Here is a 17,218-nt window from a genome sequence, read left to right on the forward strand (position 1 = left end):
CCAGCCCAGGGCGAGATCGCCCCGGATACCGGCGAACGGACGCAGATTGGCGGGCATCACCCAGGGCACGTCCAGCGGCCGCAGCGTGAGCCAGGCGACGAACGCGAGGTGGGCGACGAGGAGGACAAGGTGCCCGGCAAGACCCAGACGGCCTGGTGACACCCTGACGCGAGAACGCCGATGGGGCGCACCCCGTGCAGGTGCGCCCCATCGGCGTGTGGGTCCGCCTCGGCGGGAGGATCAGCCGACCGGCACGCCGTTCACCGGCAGGCCGTGCGTGGGCAGACCCTGCACCGGGAGCCCGCCCAGCAGCTTGGCGGCCGGGTCCGTCGGACCCTGGGCGAGCAGCTGCTCGGCGACCGGCTGCTCGGCGGCCGGACCGGCACCGGCCGCCGTCTGTCCCTGGCCCAGCGCCTGACCCGAGCCCGGCAGCGTCTGGGAGAGCTGCTCCGCGGGGAGCGCGGTGGTGACGGTCTCCAGCGTCTGGGCGGTGTCCGGGAGGGCCGGGGCGGCGGTGGCGGCGCCCGCACCGGCGGCGGCGAAGGCGGCACCGAGAGCGGCGACACCTAGGGACTTGGCAGCAGACTGCTTCATGAAATGCGTCCTCGTAACGGGATGACGGGGTGGGTGAGCGGTACAGCGACCGTAAACACCCGGCACCATCCGCCGCAAACATCGAGATGCGTACGGATTGCGAACGCCGTACGCATCCACAGTGCGCCGAATACCCCCGGATCAGCCCTGGGAATCGGCAGAACTGCTGGTGGGAGCGGCCTGACGGAACAACCATTCGGATTTCAGCTCTGCATATCCGGGCTTGACAACGTCATTGATCATGGCCAGTCGTTCATCGAAAGGAATGAACGCTGATTTCATCGCATTGACGGAGAACCACTGCATGTCGTCGAGCGTGTATCCGAATGCCTCGACGAGGTGCTCGAATTCCCGGCTCATGCTGGTGTGGGACATCAGGCGGTTGTCCGTGTTGACCGTGGCGCGGAAGTGCAGCCGGCGCAGCAGCCCGATGGGATGCTCGGCGTACGAGGCCGCTGCCCCGGTCTGGAGGTTGGAGCTCGGGCACAGCTCCAGCGGGATGCGCTTGTCGCGGACGTAGGAGGCGAGCCGCCCGAGTTCGACCCGGCCGTCCTCATGGACCTGGATGTCGTCGATGATCCGCACGCCGTGCCCGAGCCGGTCGGCGCCGCACCACTGCAGGGCCTGCCAGATGGAGGGGAGCCCGAAGGCTTCGCCCGCGTGGATGGTGAAGTGGTTGTTCTCGCGCTTCAGGTACTCGAAGGCGTCGAGGTGCCGGGTGGGCGGGTAGCCGGCCTCTGCGCCCGCGATGTCGAAGCCCACCACTCCCAGGTCGCGGTAGCGGTTGGCGAGTTCGGCGATCTCCAGGGCGCGGGCCGCGTGCCGCATGGCGGTGAGCAGCGCGCCGACGCGGATGCGCGATCCGTTCTCGCGGGCGCGCCGCTCCCCTTCCCGGAAGCCCTCGTTGACGGCCTCGACGACCTCTTCGAGGCTGAGGCCGCCCCCCAGGTGCTGCTCAGGGGCGTAGCGCACCTCGGCGTAGACGACGCCGTCCCCGGCCAGGTCCTCGGCGCACTCGGCGGCGACCCGGACCAGGGCGTCGCGGGTCTGCATGACGCCGACGGTGTGGGAGAACGTCTCCAGGTAGCGCTCCAGGGAGCCGGAGTCGGCGGCCTCGCGGAACCACACGCCGAGCTTCTCGGGGTCGGTGTCGGGGAGCTGGGTGATAGGGGCACCTCCCACGCCTTCAGGGCTGTGGGGGACGTTCTCGCGGGCGAGTTCGACGATCGTGCCGGGGCGCAGACCGCCGTCGAGGTGGTCGTGCAGCAGAACCTTGGGAGCCCGGCGGATCTGGTCCGGTGTCGGGGTGTTCGCGGTGGTCTGGCTCGTCATTTCCGCACTCTAACTCCTACGCGCGTAGAGGGTGCCCTGGTTGCTCTGCCTTTTCGTCGATACGCAACGGTGACCCCGAGGACGGGTCGAGTACACCCGCGCTTCTGACACTGTTCTGTCATGGCACACCAAGCGACGCCGGTTCGCAGGGCCCGGCTGGGCAGGGCACTGGGTCCGCAGCCGACGGCGGTGAGCGGCGCGGTGCTCCTGCTCCCCGGCGGTGACGAGGTCTCCGGCCGCAGACCGTCGCCCATGCTGGCGACCGCCTCCATGCGCGCCGTCGGGCGCCGACTGGCCCGCGCGGGCCGGGCCGAGGGCCTCGCCGTGCACGTGGTGCACTACCGCTACCGCGGGTGGAACGGCGGCGAGGCCCATCTCGCGCAGGACGCCACCTGGGCCGCCGACGAGATCGTACGGCGCTACGGGGACGTCCCGGTCTGCCTCACCGGTCTCGGGATGGGCGGCCGGGCCGGGTTGCGGGCGGGTGGCCATGACGCCGTCAACTCCGTGCTGGCGCTCGCCCCCTGGCTGCCGGAGGAGGACGGCGCGGCGCCACCCGAACCGGTGAAGCAGTTGGTCGGGCGCCAGGTGCTGATCGTGCACGGCACGCACGACGGGCGGACGGATCCCGAGCTGTCGTTCCGGCTGGCGGCTCGGGCGAAGAAGGCGAACCGGGACGTGTGCCGGTTCGAAGTGCACGCGGACGGGCACGGGTTGCACCAGTACCGGGACGAAGTCCTGGCGCTGGCTGAGGACTTCGTCATGGGGGCGTTGTTCGGGCGGGTGGTGTCGCGGCCCGTGCGGGACGCGTTCGCCGCGCCGCCGCCGCTGGGGTTGCGGATGCCGTTGGCTTCGGGGTTCAGTCCTTCGAGGCGTTAGCGCCGCGGGGGTACTCGCCGGTTCGCCGGTACGGGTCGTTCGTGGCTTGCCCAGTTCCCCGCGCCCCTAGGTGGGCAACAAGCTGCCCCTCCTGGAGAGCAGGAACCTCTTGAAAGCCGCCACGGGAGGCGTGTCCGGGTGGCCCTCCAGCCAGGCCACCCCGATCTCGCGGGCCGCCCGGGGCGCCGTGACCGTCAACTCCACCACGCCGGGGCGCGGAAACGCCGGTGGAGGCAGGAGGGCCACTCCCAAGCCCGCCGCCACCAGGCCCCTCAGCGTTTCCGCCTCCTCGCCCTCGAAGGCGATGCGGGGCTTGAAGCCCGCTTCCTTGCAGAGGTCGTCGGTGATGCGGCGCAGGCCGTAGCCGGGTTCCAGGGTGACGAAGGTTTCGTCGGACGCCTCGGCGAGGCGGATGCGACGGCGGCCGGCGAGGGCGTGGTCGGCGGGGACGACCAGGCGCAGCTTCTGCTCGTCCAGGCGGCGGGCCACCAGGTCGGGGGCCTCCGGCACCGGGGACGTCAGGCACAGGTCGAGCTCGCCGGCGCGCAGGCGTTCCAGCATGGCCTCGCCGTAGTTCTGGACGAGGCTGAAACGGACGCGCGGATGGTCGGCGCGGAAGGCGTGCAACAGCCCCGGGACGGTCTCGGCGCCCATGGTGTGCAGGAAGCCGAAGGCGACCTTGCCGGTGGTCGGGTCGGCGTCGGCGCGCACCTCTTCGGCGGCGCGCTCGACCTCGGCCAGGGCACGTTCGACGGAGGTGAGGAAGGTGCGGCCGGCCGGGGTGAGGGAGACCGTGCGGCCGCGCCGGGCGAACAGGTCGACGCCCAGGTCCTGCTCCAGTCGGGCCATGGACCGGGACAGGGTCGACTGGGGGACGTTCATCTCCTGGGCGGCGCGGGTGACGTGCTCGGTGCGGGCGACGCCCGCGAAGTAGGCGAGGCGCGGGGCCAGCACCTTCGACATCTCCGCCATGTCTGCTGTGTCACTGCTCGGTGACAGGCGGGCCTGTGAGCTCGGTTGATGCACCATGGGAACGATTATGAACGTTCCATGCATTGGACGGATGAGTGCGGCGTCCGTACGTTCGAGGCATGTCTCCCGCCAGTACCGGGGCGTCCACGATCGTGGGCGCCGCTGCCTCTGTTCCCACCGCCGATTCACGTGTCTCCCCGGGCGGCCCCGGCTACCGCCGGATGAGCTTCGCCCTCTTCCTCGCGGGTGTCGCGACCTTCGCACTGCTGTACTCCACCCAGGCGCTGCTCCCGCTGATCTCCGGCGAGTTCGGGGTGGCGGCGAGCGACGCGAGCTGGACGGTGGCCGCCGCGACCGGCGGACTGGCGCTGTTCGTGCTGCCGATGAGCGCCCTGTCGGAGCGCTTCGGACGCCGAGCGGTCATGACCGCGTCGCTGGCCGTGGCCGTCACGCTCGGGCTGCTGGTGCCGCTCGCCCCCTCCCTCGGTGTGCTGATCGCGCTGCGGGCGCTGCAGGGCGCCGCCCTGGCCGGGCTGCCGGCGTCCGCGACCGCGTACCTCGCGGAGGAGGTCAGCCCGAAGGCGCTGGTCACGGCGATCGGTCTGTTCGTCGCGGGCAACAGCGTCGGCGGGATGAGCGGCCGGGTCATCACCGGCTGGGTCGCGCAGGAGTGGGGCTGGCGGATCGCCGTCGGTGTCATCGGTGTGATCGCGGTGGCGTGTGCGGTGGCCTTCCGGCTGCTGCTCCCCGCCCCGAAGCACTTCAGGGCCGGCTCGCTGCGGCCGCGCGTCCTGGCCAGGACGGTCCGCGCCCACCTGGCCGACCCGTTGCTGTGCCGGCTGTACGCGATCGGCGCGCTGTTCATGACGGTCTTCGGCGGTGTGTACACGGTCATCGGCTACCGGCTGACCGAGGCCCCCTTCTCGCTGCCGCAGGGCATCATCGGCTCGATCTTCCTGGTGTACCTGGTCGGCACGGTGTCGGCGTCGACGGCGGGCCGGCTGGTCGGGCGGCTGGGCCGCCGGGGCGCGCTGTACGCGGCGGGCGGTACGACGACGGCGGGCCTGCTGCTGTCCCTGGCGGGCTCGCTCCCCCTGGTCCTGGCGGGCCTGGTCCTCATCACGGCGGGCTTCTTCGCGGGCCACGCGGTCGCCTCCTCCGCGGTCAGCAAGACGGCCACGCACGGCCGCGCCCAGGCCTCGGCGCTGTACCAGTCCGCGTACTACGTCGGTTCCAGCGCGGGCAGCACGGTCGGCGCGATCGCCTTCCACGCGGGCGGCTGGGCCGGGACCGTCGGGGTCGGGCTCCTGGCGGTCCTGGGCGTCGTGACGATCACGGTCTTCGGCACCCGGGCGGCCCGGATGCAACGCCGTGAACTGGCCACGGCCGCCTGAGGCCTGACGGCATCCCCCCTGGTCGGGGCCGGTTGTCAGAGGGTGCGGATAACGTCCGCGCCGACTGATCACCGGATTCGAGCAGGGGGGATGTCTCATGGAGTTCCGGGTCGACCGTACGGAGCTCGCCGACGCCGTGGGCCGGGCGGCTCGGGCGCTGCCCGGGCGGACACCGGTGCCGGTACTGGGCGGGCTGCTGCTGGAGACGGACGCGGGGCGGCTGGCCGTGGGGCATCTGCTCATGTCCGTCAAGGAGCTCGCGTGAAGGCCCGTACACCTGTCGTGGCCGGTCTGGATCATCTGCTTCCACCTGCGGCTTTGCGCGCCCGGGGGCCGTTGTCAGTGGGCTGCGGTAGCTTCCGGAGTGCTGGGGCGTGAAGGCGCGTGAACAGAAAGTCCACAGGGGTGGGTGGAGATGGCGAACGGCACGGCGACACCGACGGACCTGGACATCAGGCTGGAGGCACACCGAACCGAGCTGACGGGGTACTGCTACCGGATGCTCGGCTCCTCCTTCGAGGCGGAGGACGCGGTGCAGGACACGATGGTCCGCGCCTGGCGCAGCTACGACAAGTTCGAGGGCCGCTCCAGCCTGCGCTCCTGGCTCTACCGCATCGCGACCAACGTCTGCCTGGACATGCTGACCGCGGGCAACAAGCGCGCCCGGCCCATGGACCTGACCGAGTCCACCCCGCTCGCCCAGGCCGCCCTCTCCCCCCGACCGGACAACACCTGGCTGGAGCCCATGCCGGACGCCCGTGTGCTGCCCTCCACCGGTGACCCCGCGGAGGCGGCCATCGCCAAGGAGTCCGTGCGGCTCGCGTTCATGGCCGCCCTGCAGCAGCTCCCGGCCAAGCAGCGGGCCGTGCTGATCCTGCGCGAGGTCCTGGCCTGGAAGGCCAGCGAGGTCGCCGAGCTGCTGGACACCTCGGTGGCGTCGGTGAACAGCGCCCTCCAGCGGGCCCGCGCCACCCTCGCCGAGCGGCAGGAGCCGGGCGCCGAGGCGGCCGTCTCCGACCCGCTGAACGAGGACCAGCAGAAGCTGCTGGACCGCTATGTGGCGGCCTTCGAGGGCTACGACATGACGGCGCTGACGGCTCTGCTGCACGAGGACGCGGTCATGACGATGCCGCCGTTCGACCTGTGGCTGACCGGCACGAGCGACATCACCGGCTTCATGACCACCCTCGGCGCGCCCTGCGCGGGCTCCCGGCTGGTGCCCGCCCAGGTCAACGGCCTGCCGGGGTTCGCCCAGTACAAGCCGGACCCCGAGAAGGGCGGCTTCACGCCGTGGGCGGTCCAGGTGCTGGAGATCTCAGACGGCCGGATCACCGGGTTCCACTGCTTCCTCGACACCCAGCGCTGGTTCCCGCTCTTCGACTTCCCCCTCCACCTCGAAGCGGAGACCGACCAGGGCGAGCAGGGCGCTTAGGGCCGGGTCGGGGTCCCGCAGCCGGATCCGGCCCCCGGCGCGGCGGGCGGCCAGCTGGAGCCTTGCCAGGATGTCGACGGCGGCGAGGCCCGGCGGCCCCAGACCCGCGACGTCGCACACCACGACCCGGGCACCGCTGCCGTGCAGCAGTGCCCGGACATCGTCGCTGAGCCCTCTCACCTCGTCCCGGGTGACGGGGCCGGGCAGTACGAGCACGGGCGGTGTCATGGCATCCACGATCGGTAGACCGGGCGGGCGGCTGTAACTCATCGCGGCTGTCCGTCCTGTCGGCGCCGTAAGGATCACATTGACCTGGGCAGCGCCTTCCCCGGAGGGTTGGCTGTATGCCCCAACGATCCGGCCCTGCCGCGCTGCCCGATGCCCTCGTAGCCGGTGGGGAGGCGCCGTGCAGGGGGTGCTGAGCGGGTTCGCGGTCATCGCCGTCGTCATCGGCGTCGGCTATCTGATCGGCCGACGGGGGTATCTGGGAGGCGGCGGCCGTGAGGTCCTGACGAGGCTCGCCTTCCACGTGGCGTCCCCGGCGCTGCTCTTCACGACCCTCGCGCAGGCCGACCTGTCCGTGATCTTCTCCGACCGGCTGCTGGTCACGGCGGTGAGCACGGCAGCGGTGGCGGGAGTCTTCGTGGCGGTGGGTGCGGCGCGTGGCTGGGGCGTGGGCCGGACGACGATCGGCGCGCTGTGCTCCAGCTACGTCAACTCCGGGAACCTGGGCATCCCTATCGCCGTGTACGTGCTGGGCGACGCGTCGCTGGTGGCGCCGGTGCTGCTGTTCCAGCTGGTGGGTGTCACACCGGTGGCGCTGACGGTGCTGGACCTGGCGAGCGGCGGGGAGAAGCGGCCCCTGTGGCAGCGGCTGCTGACGCCGTTGCGCAATCCGATAGCACTGGGTTCCCTGGCCGGGGTGGCGGTCTCGGCGTCGGGTCTCACGGTGCCGGGCCCGCTGATGGACCCCATGACCCTGATCGGCAACATGTCGGTGCCGGCGGTGCTCCTGGCCTTCGGCATCTCCCTGCGGGGCAGCTCGCTCCCGCTGCGCGGCGCGGAACGGGCCCCGGTGCTGCTCGCCGTGGTCCTGAAGTCCGTGGTCCAGCCCCTGGTCGCCTGGGCCTTGGCGGCGGGCGTCTTCGGCCTGCGCGGGGCCCTGCTGCTCGACGTGGTGGTGACGTCGGCACTGCCGGCCGCCCAGAACCTGTTCACGTACGCGAGCAGCTACCGGGTGGGCGAGGTGCTGGCGAGAGAGGCGATCCTGCTGTCGACGGTGCTGGCGGTACCGGTGCTGGTGGTGGTGGCGGCGGTGCTGGGGTGACTCAGCCCTCAGGAAACTCGCCGGTGTCGATGACGAGGTCGAAAGGAGCCGGCAGCTTGATCGGCTCGCCGAACTTCGCGGTGCCCAGGGGGCGGTAGACATCGCCCTTGGGCTCGCCGTAGAGCGTCACGGTGGGGCCGTCGGCAGCCCAGCGGTCCACGAGGAGGTAGAGCGGAATGCCGGCAGTGGCGTAGGCGGCCGGCTTGCTCACTCGGTCGTGGCGAGCGTTGGACTTGGACGTGACCTCGACGACGAGTTCGGCGAGGGCGGCCGGGATGTGGGTGTCCGTGTCAGCGTCCTCCCGTACGGGAGCCACCACGAGATCCGGGATGAGCATGCCGAGACGTGACGGCACGGCGATCGCCAGTGTCTGAAAAATCTCCCAGTCCTCGGGGATCACGGAGTAGAGGCGACGCTGGATGCGGGCCGCGATCACATTGTGGTGGTACGCGGGAGCAGGTGACACGGTGATGATCCCCTCGATGATCTCCACCTTGCTGCCCTCAGGCCAATCCATCTCCTCCCAGAACCGGACGAGGTCGTCCCAGCTCTGCTCGGGGTCCTGGCTCACGGTGAGTGCGCTCATGGCGGTTCTCCCATCGGTGCGTCACCGATCCCAGCATGCCGAACGGGACTGGTGCTGGTCCACCAGTCCCGTTCACCCGAACGAGAAAACCCCAGCTCAGGCGATACGTTCCAGCACCACCGGTGACGGCGTGGAGTCGGTTCCCGGGGCTGCGATGTCGTAGGAGCCCTCGATCGACTCCAGGGCGTACTCGAAGCGCTCGGGGGTGTCCGTGTGGAGGGTCAGGAGGGGCTGGCCCTCGGTGACCTCGTCGCCCGGCTTGGCGTGCAGCTCGACGCCCGCGCCCGCCTGCACCGGGTCCTCCTTGCGGGCGCGGCCCGCGCCGAGACGCCAGGCCGCGACGCCGATGCCGTAGGCGTCGAGGCGCGTCAGGACGCCCGAGGCCGGGGCCTTGATCACGTGCTGTTCGCGGGCCACCGGAAGCGTCGCGTCCGGGTCGCCTCCCTGGGCCGCGATCATGCGCCGCCAGACGTCCATCGCCGAGCCGTCGGCCAGGGCCTTCGCCGGGTCGGCGTCCTTCACTCCGGCCGCGTCCAGCATCTCGCGGGCCAGGGCGATCGTCAGCTCGACCACGTCCGCGGGACCGCCACCGGCCAAGACCTCCACCGACTCGCGGACCTCCAGGGCGTTTCCGGCGGTCAGGCCGAGGGGGGTCGACATGTCGGTGAGGAGCGCGACCGTCTTCACGCCGTGGTCCGTGCCGAGGCCGACCATCGTGGAGGCCAGTTCGCGAGCGTCCTCGATGGTCTTCATGAAGGCGCCGGTGCCGACCTTCACGTCCAGCACCAGCGAGCCCGTGCCCTCGGCGATCTTCTTGGACATGATCGAGGAGGCGATCAGCGGGATGGCCTCGACCGTGCCGGTGACGTCCCGGAGGGCGTACAGCTTCTTGTCGGCGGGGGCCAGTCCGTCGCCCGCCGCGCAGATCACCGCGCCGGTGCCGTCCAGCACCGACAGCATCTCCTCGTTCGACAGCAGGGCGCGCCAGCCGGGGATCGACTCCAGCTTGTCGAGGGTGCCGCCGGTGTGGCCGAGACCGCGGCCCGACAGCTGCGGGACGGCCGCGCCGCAGGCGGCGACCAGGGGGGCCAGCGGCAGCGTGATCTTGTCGCCGACGCCGCCCGTGGAGTGCTTGTCGGCGGTCGGGCGGGACAGGGACGAGAAGTCCATGCGCTCGCCGGAGGCGATCATCGCGGCCGTCCAGCGGGCGATCTCGCGGCGGTTCATGCCGTTCAGCAGGATCGCCATGGCGAGTGCGGACATCTGCTCGTCGGCGACCTCCCCGCGGGTGTACGCGTCGATGACCCAGTCGATCTGCGCGTCGCTGAGTTCACCGCGGTCCCGCTTGGTGCGGATGACGGAGATGACGTCCATGGCCATGGCTTGGCTTCCTTCCGAGGGTTCCAGAAGCCGCACGGCCCCTCTGAGCCGGTCGCGTGACCAACTCAGAGGGGCCGCACGGTGGTTACTTGCTGAGGTGCTCCGGGCCGAAGGCCTGGGGCAGCATCCGGGACAGCGGCAGGATCCCCGCCGGGGTCTCCAGCAGGAGATCCGGGCCGCCGAACTCGTGGAGCAGCTGGCGGCAGCGGCCGCACGGGACGAGTGTCTCGCCGTCGCGGTCGACGCAGGTGAAGTGCGTCAGACGGCCACCGCCGGTGTTGTGCAGCTCCGACACCAGACCGCACTCGGCGCACAGGCCGAGTCCGTACGAGGCGTTCTCGACGTTGCAGCCGGAGACGATCCGCCCGTCGTCGACCAGGGCCGCCACGCCGACCGGGTATCCGGAGTAGGGGGCGTACGCCCGGGACATGGCGTCCCGGGCCACCGCACGCAGCTTCTCCCAGTCGACGGCGGAACCGGCGTCGGTCACTTGCCCTGCCCCTTCCGGTACGGCATGCCGTTCGCCCTCGGCATCCGCAGCCGCTGTGCGGACAGGGCGAGGACGACCAGGGTGATGACGTACGGCGTGGCGGAGACGACCTGGTTGGGGACCTCGTCGGTGTTCGCGTACCAGGCGAACACCAGGGCGCCGGCGATCAGGGTCGCCACGGCCGGGACGTACTTCTTGCGGACGGCCAGCCAGATGGCGCCGATGATCAGCAGCAGTGCGCCGAGCAGCAGCAGGGCGTGGACGTTGGCGGAGCCGCCGCGCAGGTTGAGGCTGTCGGTGTAGCCGAACAGGCCCGCGCCGAGGGCGAGGCCGCCCGGCATCCAGTTGCCGAAGATCATCGCCGCGAGGCCGATGAAGCCGCGTCCGCTGACCTGGCCCTCCAGGTAGAAGGGGTTGGCCACGATGGACAGGAAGGCACCGCCGAGGCCGGCCAGACCGCCGGAGACGACGACGGCGATGTACTTGTACTTGTAGACGTTGACGCCGAGGGACTCGGCGGCCACCGGGTTCTCGCCGCAGGAGCGCAGGCGCAGGCCGAACGCTGTGCGCCACAGGATCCACCAGGTGGCGGGGATCAGCGCGACGGCGATCAGCGTCAGCCAGGACACGTTGGTGACCAGGCCGCCGAGCAGGCCGGCGATGTCCGAGATCAGGAACCAGCCGTGGGCGTTGAGGTCTCTCAAGGCGTCGGACAGTCCGGGCACCGTGAAGTTGCCGAGGGATTCCACCGCCGGGGACTGCTTGGCGGAGCCGCCGGTGTGGCCCTCGAAGGCGAGGGGGGCGAGGTAGCGGGTGGCGCCGAGGGCGAGGATGTTGATGGCCACGCCGGAGACGATGTGGTTGACGTTGAAGGTGACGGTCACGAAGGCGTGCAGCAGACCGCCGATCGCGCCGCCGGCGATGCCCACCAGGACACCGGTCCACGGGCCCCACTGGAAGCCGGCCCAGGCACCGAACCAGGTGCCGAGGATCATCATGCCTTCGAGGCCGATGTTGACCACGCCCGCGCGCTCGGCCCACAGGCCGCCGAGACCGGCGAGGCCGATCGGCACGGCGAGCTGGAGCGCGGTGGACATCTGGCTGACGTTGGTGATGCCGTCGGCGCCCGTGATGATGCGGACGATCGAGGTGAGCGCCAGGCCTCCGGCGATGATGAGCAGCAGGACGGGCCACGACAGGCGGCGGCCGGTCGGCGCCGCGGGCTGCAGCGAGGGCTGGTTGACGTCGGTCGCGGTGGTCATCGGCCAGCCACCTCCTTAGTGTTCTGGGCGCCGAGGACGTGACCGGCGGCGAGTTCGGCACCGACGCGGCGCTGCTGGCGGCGCAGGCCCCATTCGCGGACGGCCTCGTAGGAGACGACGACCGAAAGCACGATCAGGCCCTGCATGATGACCGCGATCTCCTTGTCGTAGCCGTGGAAGTCGAGCTCGGGCGAGGCCTTGTCGAGCCAGGCCCACAGCAGGGCGGCGAAGGCGATGCCGACGGGGCTGTTGCGGCCCAGCAGGGCGATGCCGATGCCGAGGAAGCCGATGCCGGTGGGGAAGTTCAGGCTGTAGGTGTGGGTGTCGCCGAGCAGGATCGGCAGGCCGGCGAGGCCCGCGATGCCGCCGGAGATCAGCATGGCGCTGAGCACCATGCGCCCCGGGTCCACGCCACTGGCCGCGGCGGCGGTCTGCGAGGCGCCGGAGGCGCGCAGGTCGAAGCCGAAGCGGGTGCGGTTGAGGACGACCCAGTAGCCGATGCCGAGCAGGACGGCGAGCAGCACCAGGCCGTAGATCTCACCGGCCGCGCCCATGGGGATGCCGGGGATCCAGCCGGACTCGTGCATCTCGCCGGTGGTGTTGTTGTTGCCGACCTTCACACCGAAGACGTCCGGCAGCCACAGGTAGGCGATCACGGAGGTGGCGATCGCGTTGAGCATGATCGTGGCGACGACCTCGCTGACGCCGCGGGTGACCTTGAGGACGCCGGCGATGCCGGCCCAGAAGGCGCCGGTGAGGACGGCGGTCAGGAGCAGCAGCGGGACCTGGAGGGCGGCCGGCAGAGCGACGTGGGCGCCGACGATCGCGGCCAGCATCGCGCCGAGCTGGTACTGGCCGTCGACGCCGATGTTGAACAGGTTCATCCGGAAGCCGATGGCCACCGAGAGCGCCGCGATGTAGTACATCGACGCCTGGTTGATGATCAGGACCTGGATGTCCGAGAAGCCGAGCTGCTCGAACATCAGGGCGTACGGCTCGACCGGGTTCTGGCCCGACGCGATCAGCACGATCGAGGTCAGGGCGAAGGCCACGGCGAGCGCGATGACCGGTCCGGCCACCGCGAGGAGCACGCGCTCCCTGTCGAACTTCTTCATCAGCGGGCCTCGTCTTCCGGAGACTCGGGGGCGTCGCCCTTCGAGATCTCGGGGGTCTCTTCGTGCTCGAGGTGCCCGGTGGCGGCACCGGTCATGGCCGAGCCGAGCTCCTCGGGGGTGATGGTGGCCGGGTCGGCGTCCGCGACCAGCTTGCCGTTGTAGATCACGCGCAGGGTGTCGGACAGGCCGATGAGCTCGTCCAGGTCGGCGGAGATCAGCAGGACGGCCAGGCCCTCGCGGCGCGCCTCGCGGATGTGGTCCCAGATGGCTGCCTGGGCACCGACGTCCACGCCCCGGGTGGGGTGGGCGGCGATGAGGAAGCGCGGCTTGTGGCTCATCTCGCGGCCGACGATCAGCTTCTGCTGGTTGCCGCCGGACAGGGAGGCTGCGGTGACGTCGATGCCGGGGGTGCGGACGTCGTACTCCGTCACGATCCGGCGGGTGTCCTCCTGGGCCGCCTTCGGGTCCAGCCAGACTCCCTTGGCGAGGGGCTTCTCGGTGACGTGGCCGAGGATGCGGTTCTCCCAGAGGGGCGCCTCCAGGAGGAGGCCGTGGCGGTGCCGGTCCTCGGGGATGTAGCCGATGCCCTGCTCGCGGCGGCGGCGGGTGGGCCAGGCGGTGATCTCCTCGTCGGCGAGCCGGATGGTGCCGGTGTCGGCGGGCCGCAGGCCGATGAGGGCGTCGACGAGCTCGGTCTGGCCGTTGCCCTCGACGCCGGCGATGCCGAGGACCTCGCCCGCGTGGATGGTGAAGCTGATGTCGTCGAGGAGAGCCTTGCCGCCGGGGGCCGCCAGGCGCAGCTTGTCGACGCTGATGACCGGGCGGTCGGTGACCGTGGACTCGGCCGTCTCGGGCGTGGGCAGCTCGCTGCCGACCATCATCTCGGCGAGCTGACGGGGCGTCGTCTCGGCGGGGACGGCCGTGCCGACGGTGGTGCCGCGGCGGATGACGGTGATCTCGTCGGCGACGGAGAGCACCTCGCCGAGCTTGTGGGAGATGAAGATGACGGACAGGCCCTCGGCGCGCAGTTCGCGCAGGTTGACGAAGAGGGCCTCGACCTCCTGCGGCACGAGCACGGCGGTCGGCTCGTCGAGGATGAGGGTGGTGGCACCGCGGTAGAGGACCTTGAGGATCTCCACGCGCTGGCGGGCGGCGACGCCGAGCTCCTCGACGAGGAGGTCGGGCTTGACGTCGAGGCCGTAGCGCTCGGAGAGTTCCTTGATCTTGCGGCGGGCCTTGGCGCCGATGCCGTAGAGCTTCTCGCTGCCGAGGACCACGTTCTCCAGGACCGTGAGGTTGTCGGCGAGCATGAAGTGCTGGTGGACCATGCCGATGCCGCGGACGATGGCGTCGGCCGGCGACGAGAAGCTGACCTGCTCGCCGCCCACGGCGATGGTGCCCTCGTCCGGCTTCTGCATGCCGTAGAGGATCTTCATCAGCGTCGACTTGCCGGCGCCGTTCTCGCCGACGAGGGCGTGCACGGTGCCCTTGCGGACCTTGAGGTGAATGTCGTGGTTGGCCACGACACCGGGGAAACGCTTGGTGATCCCGGCGAGCTCGACGGCGGTCACCGATTCGTTGACCGCCGCTCCGGCCGGAGGGCTGCTGGACGCGTTGATGGCGCACTCTCCTGGGGACGGGGGCCGTCTACGCGCGTAGCGCCCCTACGGCATACAAAGGGGCCGACGCCCCGCGGCAACGGGGTACGGGGAGCAGCTCCCCGTACCCCGTCGAGCGGACGTAACCCCGGGGGTTACCGCCTGCTTCGAGGCAGTCGCTCGTCAGCTGCTCTTGACCTTGATCTCGCCGCTGATGATCTTCTCCTTGGCCGTCTTGATGGCTGCCTGGAGCTCGGCGTCGTCCGCGAACTTCGGGTTGGAGTTCGACAGGCTCACCTCGCCGGTCTTCAGATCGCCACGAACGATACCGGTCTCGGGCTTGCCGTCCTCGACCGACTTCGCCAGGTTGTACACCGCCTTGGCGACATCCTTCATCGCCGAGGTCAGGATGGAGTCCTTGTACTTGGCGAGGGCTTCCTGCTCGTACTGGTCGGAGTCGACGCCGATGGCCCACACCTTGTTGGCGGCGGCGGCCTCGATGACACCCTGACCGGACAGGCCGGCGGCCGCGTAGACGACGTCGGCCTTCTTCTCGATCTGGCCCTCGGCTGCCGTCTTGCCCTTGTCGGGGCTGGCGAAACCGCCCTCTTCCGCCGTCTGGGTGAGGTACTGGGAGAGCACCTTGACCTTCGGGTCGGTGTCCTTCACGCCCTGCGCGAAGCCCGCCTGGAACTTGTGGATCAGCGGGATGTCCACACCGCCGACGAAGCCGACGACCTTCGTCTTGCTGGTCCTGGCGGCGGCGACACCGGCCAGGTAGGAGGCCTGCTCCTCGTTGAAGACCAGGTCGGCCACGTTCTTGGTGTTGATCGTGGCGTCGTCGACGATGCCGAACGTGGTCTTCGGGAACTTCTGCGCGGCGCCCTTCACGGCCGAGGCGTACGCGTAGCCGACGCCGATGACCGGGTTGTAGCCCTGCTTGGCCAGGGAGGCCAGGCGCTGCTCCTTGTCGGCGTCCGTCTCGCCCTCGGTGGGCTCCACGTCGGCCGTCTGGTACCCGAACTCCTTCTTCGCCTGTTCGAGGCCCGCGTACGCGGCGTCGTTGAAGGACTGGTCGCCCTTGCCGCCGACGTCGTAGGCGATGGCGAGACCCTTGTCGCCCTTCGAGTCCGACGACCCGGCGGAGGTCGAGGTGCCGCCGCAGGCGGAGAGCGCGAGGGCCAGGGAGGCGGTCGCTGCGCCTGCGACCGTGATCCGGGAAATCCGGCGCATGTGTGGGTGCTCCTGTCGTACAACGAGGTCGCACAGCGCCGGGACGGTTCAGCTTCAGCGCTGGCTTCGCCGCAGATTAACGCGCGTAGACCTGCCTGAAAACCCCTTCTGTCCACCTTGTTATGCGGCCGTGGCCAAGCCATCACCGGGCCTTGGCCGGGGCGTTGCCGACCGCAAACGGGGGGTGGCGCTGGGTGATGCACCTCCCGGGAAGCACGAAACGGGCGGACACCCTGAGGTGTCCGCCCGCTCCGGTGCCCTGTGGGGCGGTTCTACTCGGTCTTCACCGTGATGGAGCCGTCGTTGATGCCCTCCTTCGCCTTGTCCACGGCCTCCTTGAGGCCCGCGACCTTGGCGAACTCGGGGTTCGACTCCGACAGGCCCACGCCGTTGACCTTCAGGTCGAAGGTCTGCGTGCCGTTCAGCGGCTTGCCGTCCTGGACCGACTTGGACAGCGAGTAGACCGCTCCGCCGACGTCCTTGAGCGCGGACGTGAGGATGTAGTTCTTGTACGGGGCCAGAGGGGCCTGCTTGTACTGGTCGGAGTCGACGCCGATCGCCCAGACCTTCGCCTTGGCGGCGGCCTCGATCACGCCCTGTCCGGACAGGCCGGCGGCCGCGTAGAGCACGTCGGCCTTCTTCTCGATCTGGCCCTCGGCGGCGGCCTTGCCCTTGTCGGGGCTGGCGAAGCCGCCCTCTTCGGCCGTCTGGGTGAGGTACTGCGACAGGACCTGCACGCCGGGCTTGGTGTCCTCGACACCCTGCTTGTAGCCGGCCTCGAACTTGTGGATCAGCGGGATGTCCACGCCGCCCACGAAGCCGACGACGTCCGACTTCGTGGCCTTGGCGGCGGCCACACCGGCGAGGTACGAGGCCTGCTCCTCGGCGAAGACGAGGGAGGCGACGTTCTTGGCCTCGACGACGGAGTCCACGATGCCGAAGGTGGTGTCCGGATACTTGGCGGCCGCGGCCTTCAGGGCCGGGCCGTAGGCGAACCCGACACCGATGACCGGGTTGTAGCCCTGCTTCGCCAGCGAGGCCAGACGCTGCTCCTTGTCCGCGTCGGTCTCGCCCTCGGTGGGCTCGATGTCGGCCGTCTTGTAGCCGAACTCGTCCTTTGCCTTGGTCAGGCCGGCGTAGGCGGCGTCGTTGAAGGACTGGTCGCCCTTGCCGCCGACGTCGTACGCGATCGCGACGCCGCGCTCGCTGCTGTCGCTGTCACCGCTGTCGCTGCTGGTGCCGCCGCAGGCCGTGGCGACGAGCCCGAGCGACGCGACCCCCACCGCGACGCGGGTCAGTTTGGAAATCCGACGCATCTTGAAGTTCCCCATTCTCCAAAGCCCCGCAGTGGGTGCTCGGTTCGGCGCACATTAACGCGCGTAGACACTCCTGGGAACGGTTCGCCGCGGGGCCGTTATCCATTCGTGCCGATGGCCGGTTACGCCCTTGTGAACCACGGGATCGAACGGGGTCGAAAGGTGTACTCGGGGACACGGCGCGTGTCTACCTCGCCACGGGCACCAGGCTGCCGTGAGGCTGCGCCGCTCGCAACCGGGGGCTCCGCCGGGGTGGCGGGTGAGGGCTGTCTCTTATACCCATCTGACGCTGCCGACGAACCCTAGGG

Annotated in this window: 16 protein-coding genes and 2 pseudogenes; 5 read left to right on the forward strand and 13 right to left on the reverse strand. The window is 70.4% G+C overall.

All coding sequences use genetic code 11. The features are described 5' to 3' along the window. The 3 genes and pseudogenes from C1J00_RS46905 to C1J00_RS21225 form a co-directional block, all read right to left on the reverse strand. Positions 1-162, reverse strand: a pseudogene (locus C1J00_RS46905) (VanZ family protein); the annotation flags it as partial. A 78-nt stretch (positions 163-240) separates the two neighbouring features. Further along, positions 241-594 carry an ATP-binding protein gene (locus C1J00_RS21220; protein ID WP_102910653.1) on the reverse strand — a complete coding sequence of 118 codons (354 nt, stop codon included), beginning with the start codon at positions 592-594 and terminating at the stop codon, positions 241-243. 141 nt (positions 595-735) lie between these two features. Next, positions 736-1,926, reverse strand: coding sequence for an adenosine deaminase (locus tag C1J00_RS21225; protein WP_102910654.1), 1,191 nt, complete (start codon positions 1,924-1,926; stop codon positions 736-738). Positions 1,927-2,046: 120 nt separating this feature from the next. On the opposite strand from C1J00_RS21225, the gene C1J00_RS21230 reads away from it, so the two are divergent. Beyond that, positions 2,047-2,805, forward strand: coding sequence for an alpha/beta hydrolase family protein (locus C1J00_RS21230; RefSeq protein WP_102910655.1), 759 nt, complete (start codon positions 2,047-2,049; stop codon positions 2,803-2,805). A gap of 66 nt (positions 2,806-2,871) precedes the next feature. Here C1J00_RS21230 and C1J00_RS21235 read toward each other — a convergent pair whose 3' ends face one another. Then, positions 2,872-3,834 carry a LysR family transcriptional regulator gene (locus C1J00_RS21235; RefSeq protein ID WP_102910656.1) on the reverse strand — a complete coding sequence of 321 codons (963 nt, stop codon included), beginning with the start codon at positions 3,832-3,834 and terminating at the stop codon, positions 2,872-2,874. A 62-nt stretch (positions 3,835-3,896) separates the two neighbouring features. On the opposite strand from C1J00_RS21235, the gene C1J00_RS21240 reads away from it, so the two are divergent. The 3 genes and pseudogenes from C1J00_RS21240 to C1J00_RS21250 all read left to right on the forward strand — a co-directional run bounded on the left by C1J00_RS21240 (position 3,897) and on the right by C1J00_RS21250 (position 6,603). Continuing rightward, positions 3,897-5,171 carry an MFS transporter gene (locus tag C1J00_RS21240; RefSeq protein WP_102910657.1) on the forward strand — a complete coding sequence of 425 codons (1,275 nt, stop codon included), beginning with the start codon at positions 3,897-3,899 and terminating at the stop codon, positions 5,169-5,171. A 97-nt stretch (positions 5,172-5,268) separates the two neighbouring features. Then, positions 5,269-5,409, forward strand: a pseudogene (locus C1J00_RS21245) (DNA polymerase III subunit beta); the annotation flags it as partial. Positions 5,410-5,586: 177 nt separating this feature from the next. Beyond that, positions 5,587-6,603: a sigma-70 family RNA polymerase sigma factor gene (locus C1J00_RS21250; protein WP_102910658.1), complete on the forward strand. Its 1,017-nt coding sequence runs from the start codon at positions 5,587-5,589 to the stop codon at positions 6,601-6,603. On the opposite strand, the gene C1J00_RS21255 is transcribed toward C1J00_RS21250, so the two are convergent. Next, complete coding sequence (locus C1J00_RS21255; protein WP_146046225.1) at positions 6,487-6,873, reverse strand: STAS domain-containing protein; 387 nt, start codon at positions 6,871-6,873, stop codon at positions 6,487-6,489. The genes C1J00_RS21250 and C1J00_RS21255 overlap by 117 nt on opposite strands. A 136-nt stretch (positions 6,874-7,009) precedes the next feature. On the opposite strand from C1J00_RS21255, the gene C1J00_RS21260 reads away from it, so the two are divergent. Continuing rightward, positions 7,010-7,930 (forward strand): AEC family transporter, encoded by a 921-nt coding sequence (locus C1J00_RS21260; protein WP_102910659.1) that lies wholly within the window; start codon positions 7,010-7,012, stop codon positions 7,928-7,930. 1 nt (position 7,931) lies between these two features. On the opposite strand, the gene C1J00_RS21265 is transcribed toward C1J00_RS21260, so the two are convergent. The 8 genes from C1J00_RS21265 to C1J00_RS21300 all read right to left on the reverse strand — a co-directional run bounded on the left by C1J00_RS21265 (position 7,932) and on the right by C1J00_RS21300 (position 16,910). Further along, entirely contained in the window at positions 7,932-8,516 is a 585-nt protein-coding gene (locus C1J00_RS21265; RefSeq protein WP_102910660.1) for a Uma2 family endonuclease, read from the reverse strand. Between the two features lie 96 nt (positions 8,517-8,612). Further along, entirely contained in the window at positions 8,613-9,896 is a 1,284-nt protein-coding gene (locus C1J00_RS21270) for a thymidine phosphorylase (RefSeq protein ID WP_102910661.1), read from the reverse strand. An 85-nt stretch (positions 9,897-9,981) separates the two neighbouring features. After that, a complete protein-coding gene (locus C1J00_RS21275) occupies positions 9,982-10,386 on the reverse strand; it encodes a cytidine deaminase (RefSeq protein WP_102910662.1) in 405 nt (134 codons plus the stop codon). Then, positions 10,383-11,648, reverse strand: a complete 1,266-nt coding sequence (locus tag C1J00_RS21280; RefSeq protein WP_102910663.1) for an ABC transporter permease — start codon at positions 11,646-11,648, stop codon at positions 10,383-10,385. The genes C1J00_RS21275 and C1J00_RS21280 overlap by 4 nt, the downstream gene beginning before the upstream one ends. Further along, positions 11,645-12,763, reverse strand: a complete 1,119-nt coding sequence (locus tag C1J00_RS21285) for an ABC transporter permease (protein WP_102910664.1) — start codon at positions 12,761-12,763, stop codon at positions 11,645-11,647. The genes C1J00_RS21280 and C1J00_RS21285 overlap by 4 nt, the downstream gene beginning before the upstream one ends. Continuing rightward, on the reverse strand, positions 12,763-14,334 hold the full coding sequence (locus C1J00_RS21290; protein WP_102910665.1) for an ABC transporter ATP-binding protein: 1,572 nt from the start codon (positions 14,332-14,334) through the stop codon (positions 12,763-12,765). The genes C1J00_RS21285 and C1J00_RS21290 overlap by 1 nt, the downstream gene beginning before the upstream one ends. A gap of 210 nt (positions 14,335-14,544) precedes the next feature. Then, positions 14,545-15,594 (reverse strand): BMP family lipoprotein, encoded by a 1,050-nt coding sequence (locus tag C1J00_RS21295; protein WP_102910666.1) that lies wholly within the window; start codon positions 15,592-15,594, stop codon positions 14,545-14,547. 272 nt (positions 15,595-15,866) lie between these two features. Further along, positions 15,867-16,910, reverse strand: a complete 1,044-nt coding sequence (locus C1J00_RS21300; RefSeq protein WP_102910667.1) for a BMP family lipoprotein — start codon at positions 16,908-16,910, stop codon at positions 15,867-15,869. Positions 16,911-17,218 lie beyond the last annotated feature (308 nt).

The organism is Streptomyces cahuitamycinicus (genome assembly GCF_002891435.1).
GTDB lineage: Bacteria > Actinomycetota > Actinomycetes > Streptomycetales > Streptomycetaceae > Streptomyces > Streptomyces cahuitamycinicus.

Bases quoted from the DNA above. Each gene is read 5' to 3' on its own strand.
- C1J00_RS21220 (WP_102910653.1), bottom strand. From the start codon at position 594: ATGAAGCAGTCTGCTGCCAAGTCCCTAGGTGTCGCCGCTCTCGGTGCC.
- C1J00_RS21225 (WP_102910654.1), bottom strand. From the start codon at position 1,926: ATGACGAGCCAGACCACCGCGAACACCCCGACACCGGACCAGATCCGC.
- C1J00_RS21230 (WP_102910655.1), top strand. From the start codon at position 2,047: ATGGCACACCAAGCGACGCCGGTTCGCAGGGCCCGGCTGGGCAGGGCA.
- C1J00_RS21235 (WP_102910656.1), bottom strand. From the start codon at position 3,834: ATGGTGCATCAACCGAGCTCACAGGCCCGCCTGTCACCGAGCAGTGAC.
- C1J00_RS21240 (WP_102910657.1), top strand. From the start codon at position 3,897: ATGTCTCCCGCCAGTACCGGGGCGTCCACGATCGTGGGCGCCGCTGCC.
- C1J00_RS21250 (WP_102910658.1), top strand. From the start codon at position 5,587: ATGGCGAACGGCACGGCGACACCGACGGACCTGGACATCAGGCTGGAG.
- C1J00_RS21255 (WP_146046225.1), bottom strand. From the start codon at position 6,873: ATGAGTTACAGCCGCCCGCCCGGTCTACCGATCGTGGATGCCATGACA.
- C1J00_RS21265 (WP_102910660.1), bottom strand. From the start codon at position 8,516: ATGAGCGCACTCACCGTGAGCCAGGACCCCGAGCAGAGCTGGGACGAC.
- C1J00_RS21270 (WP_102910661.1), bottom strand. From the start codon at position 9,896: ATGGCCATGGACGTCATCTCCGTCATCCGCACCAAGCGGGACCGCGGT.
- C1J00_RS21280 (WP_102910663.1), bottom strand. From the start codon at position 11,648: ATGACCACCGCGACCGACGTCAACCAGCCCTCGCTGCAGCCCGCGGCG.
- C1J00_RS21285 (WP_102910664.1), bottom strand. From the start codon at position 12,763: ATGAAGAAGTTCGACAGGGAGCGCGTGCTCCTCGCGGTGGCCGGACCG.
- C1J00_RS21295 (WP_102910666.1), bottom strand. From the start codon at position 15,594: ATGCGCCGGATTTCCCGGATCACGGTCGCAGGCGCAGCGACCGCCTCC.
- C1J00_RS21300 (WP_102910667.1), bottom strand. From the start codon at position 16,910: ATGCGTCGGATTTCCAAACTGACCCGCGTCGCGGTGGGGGTCGCGTCG.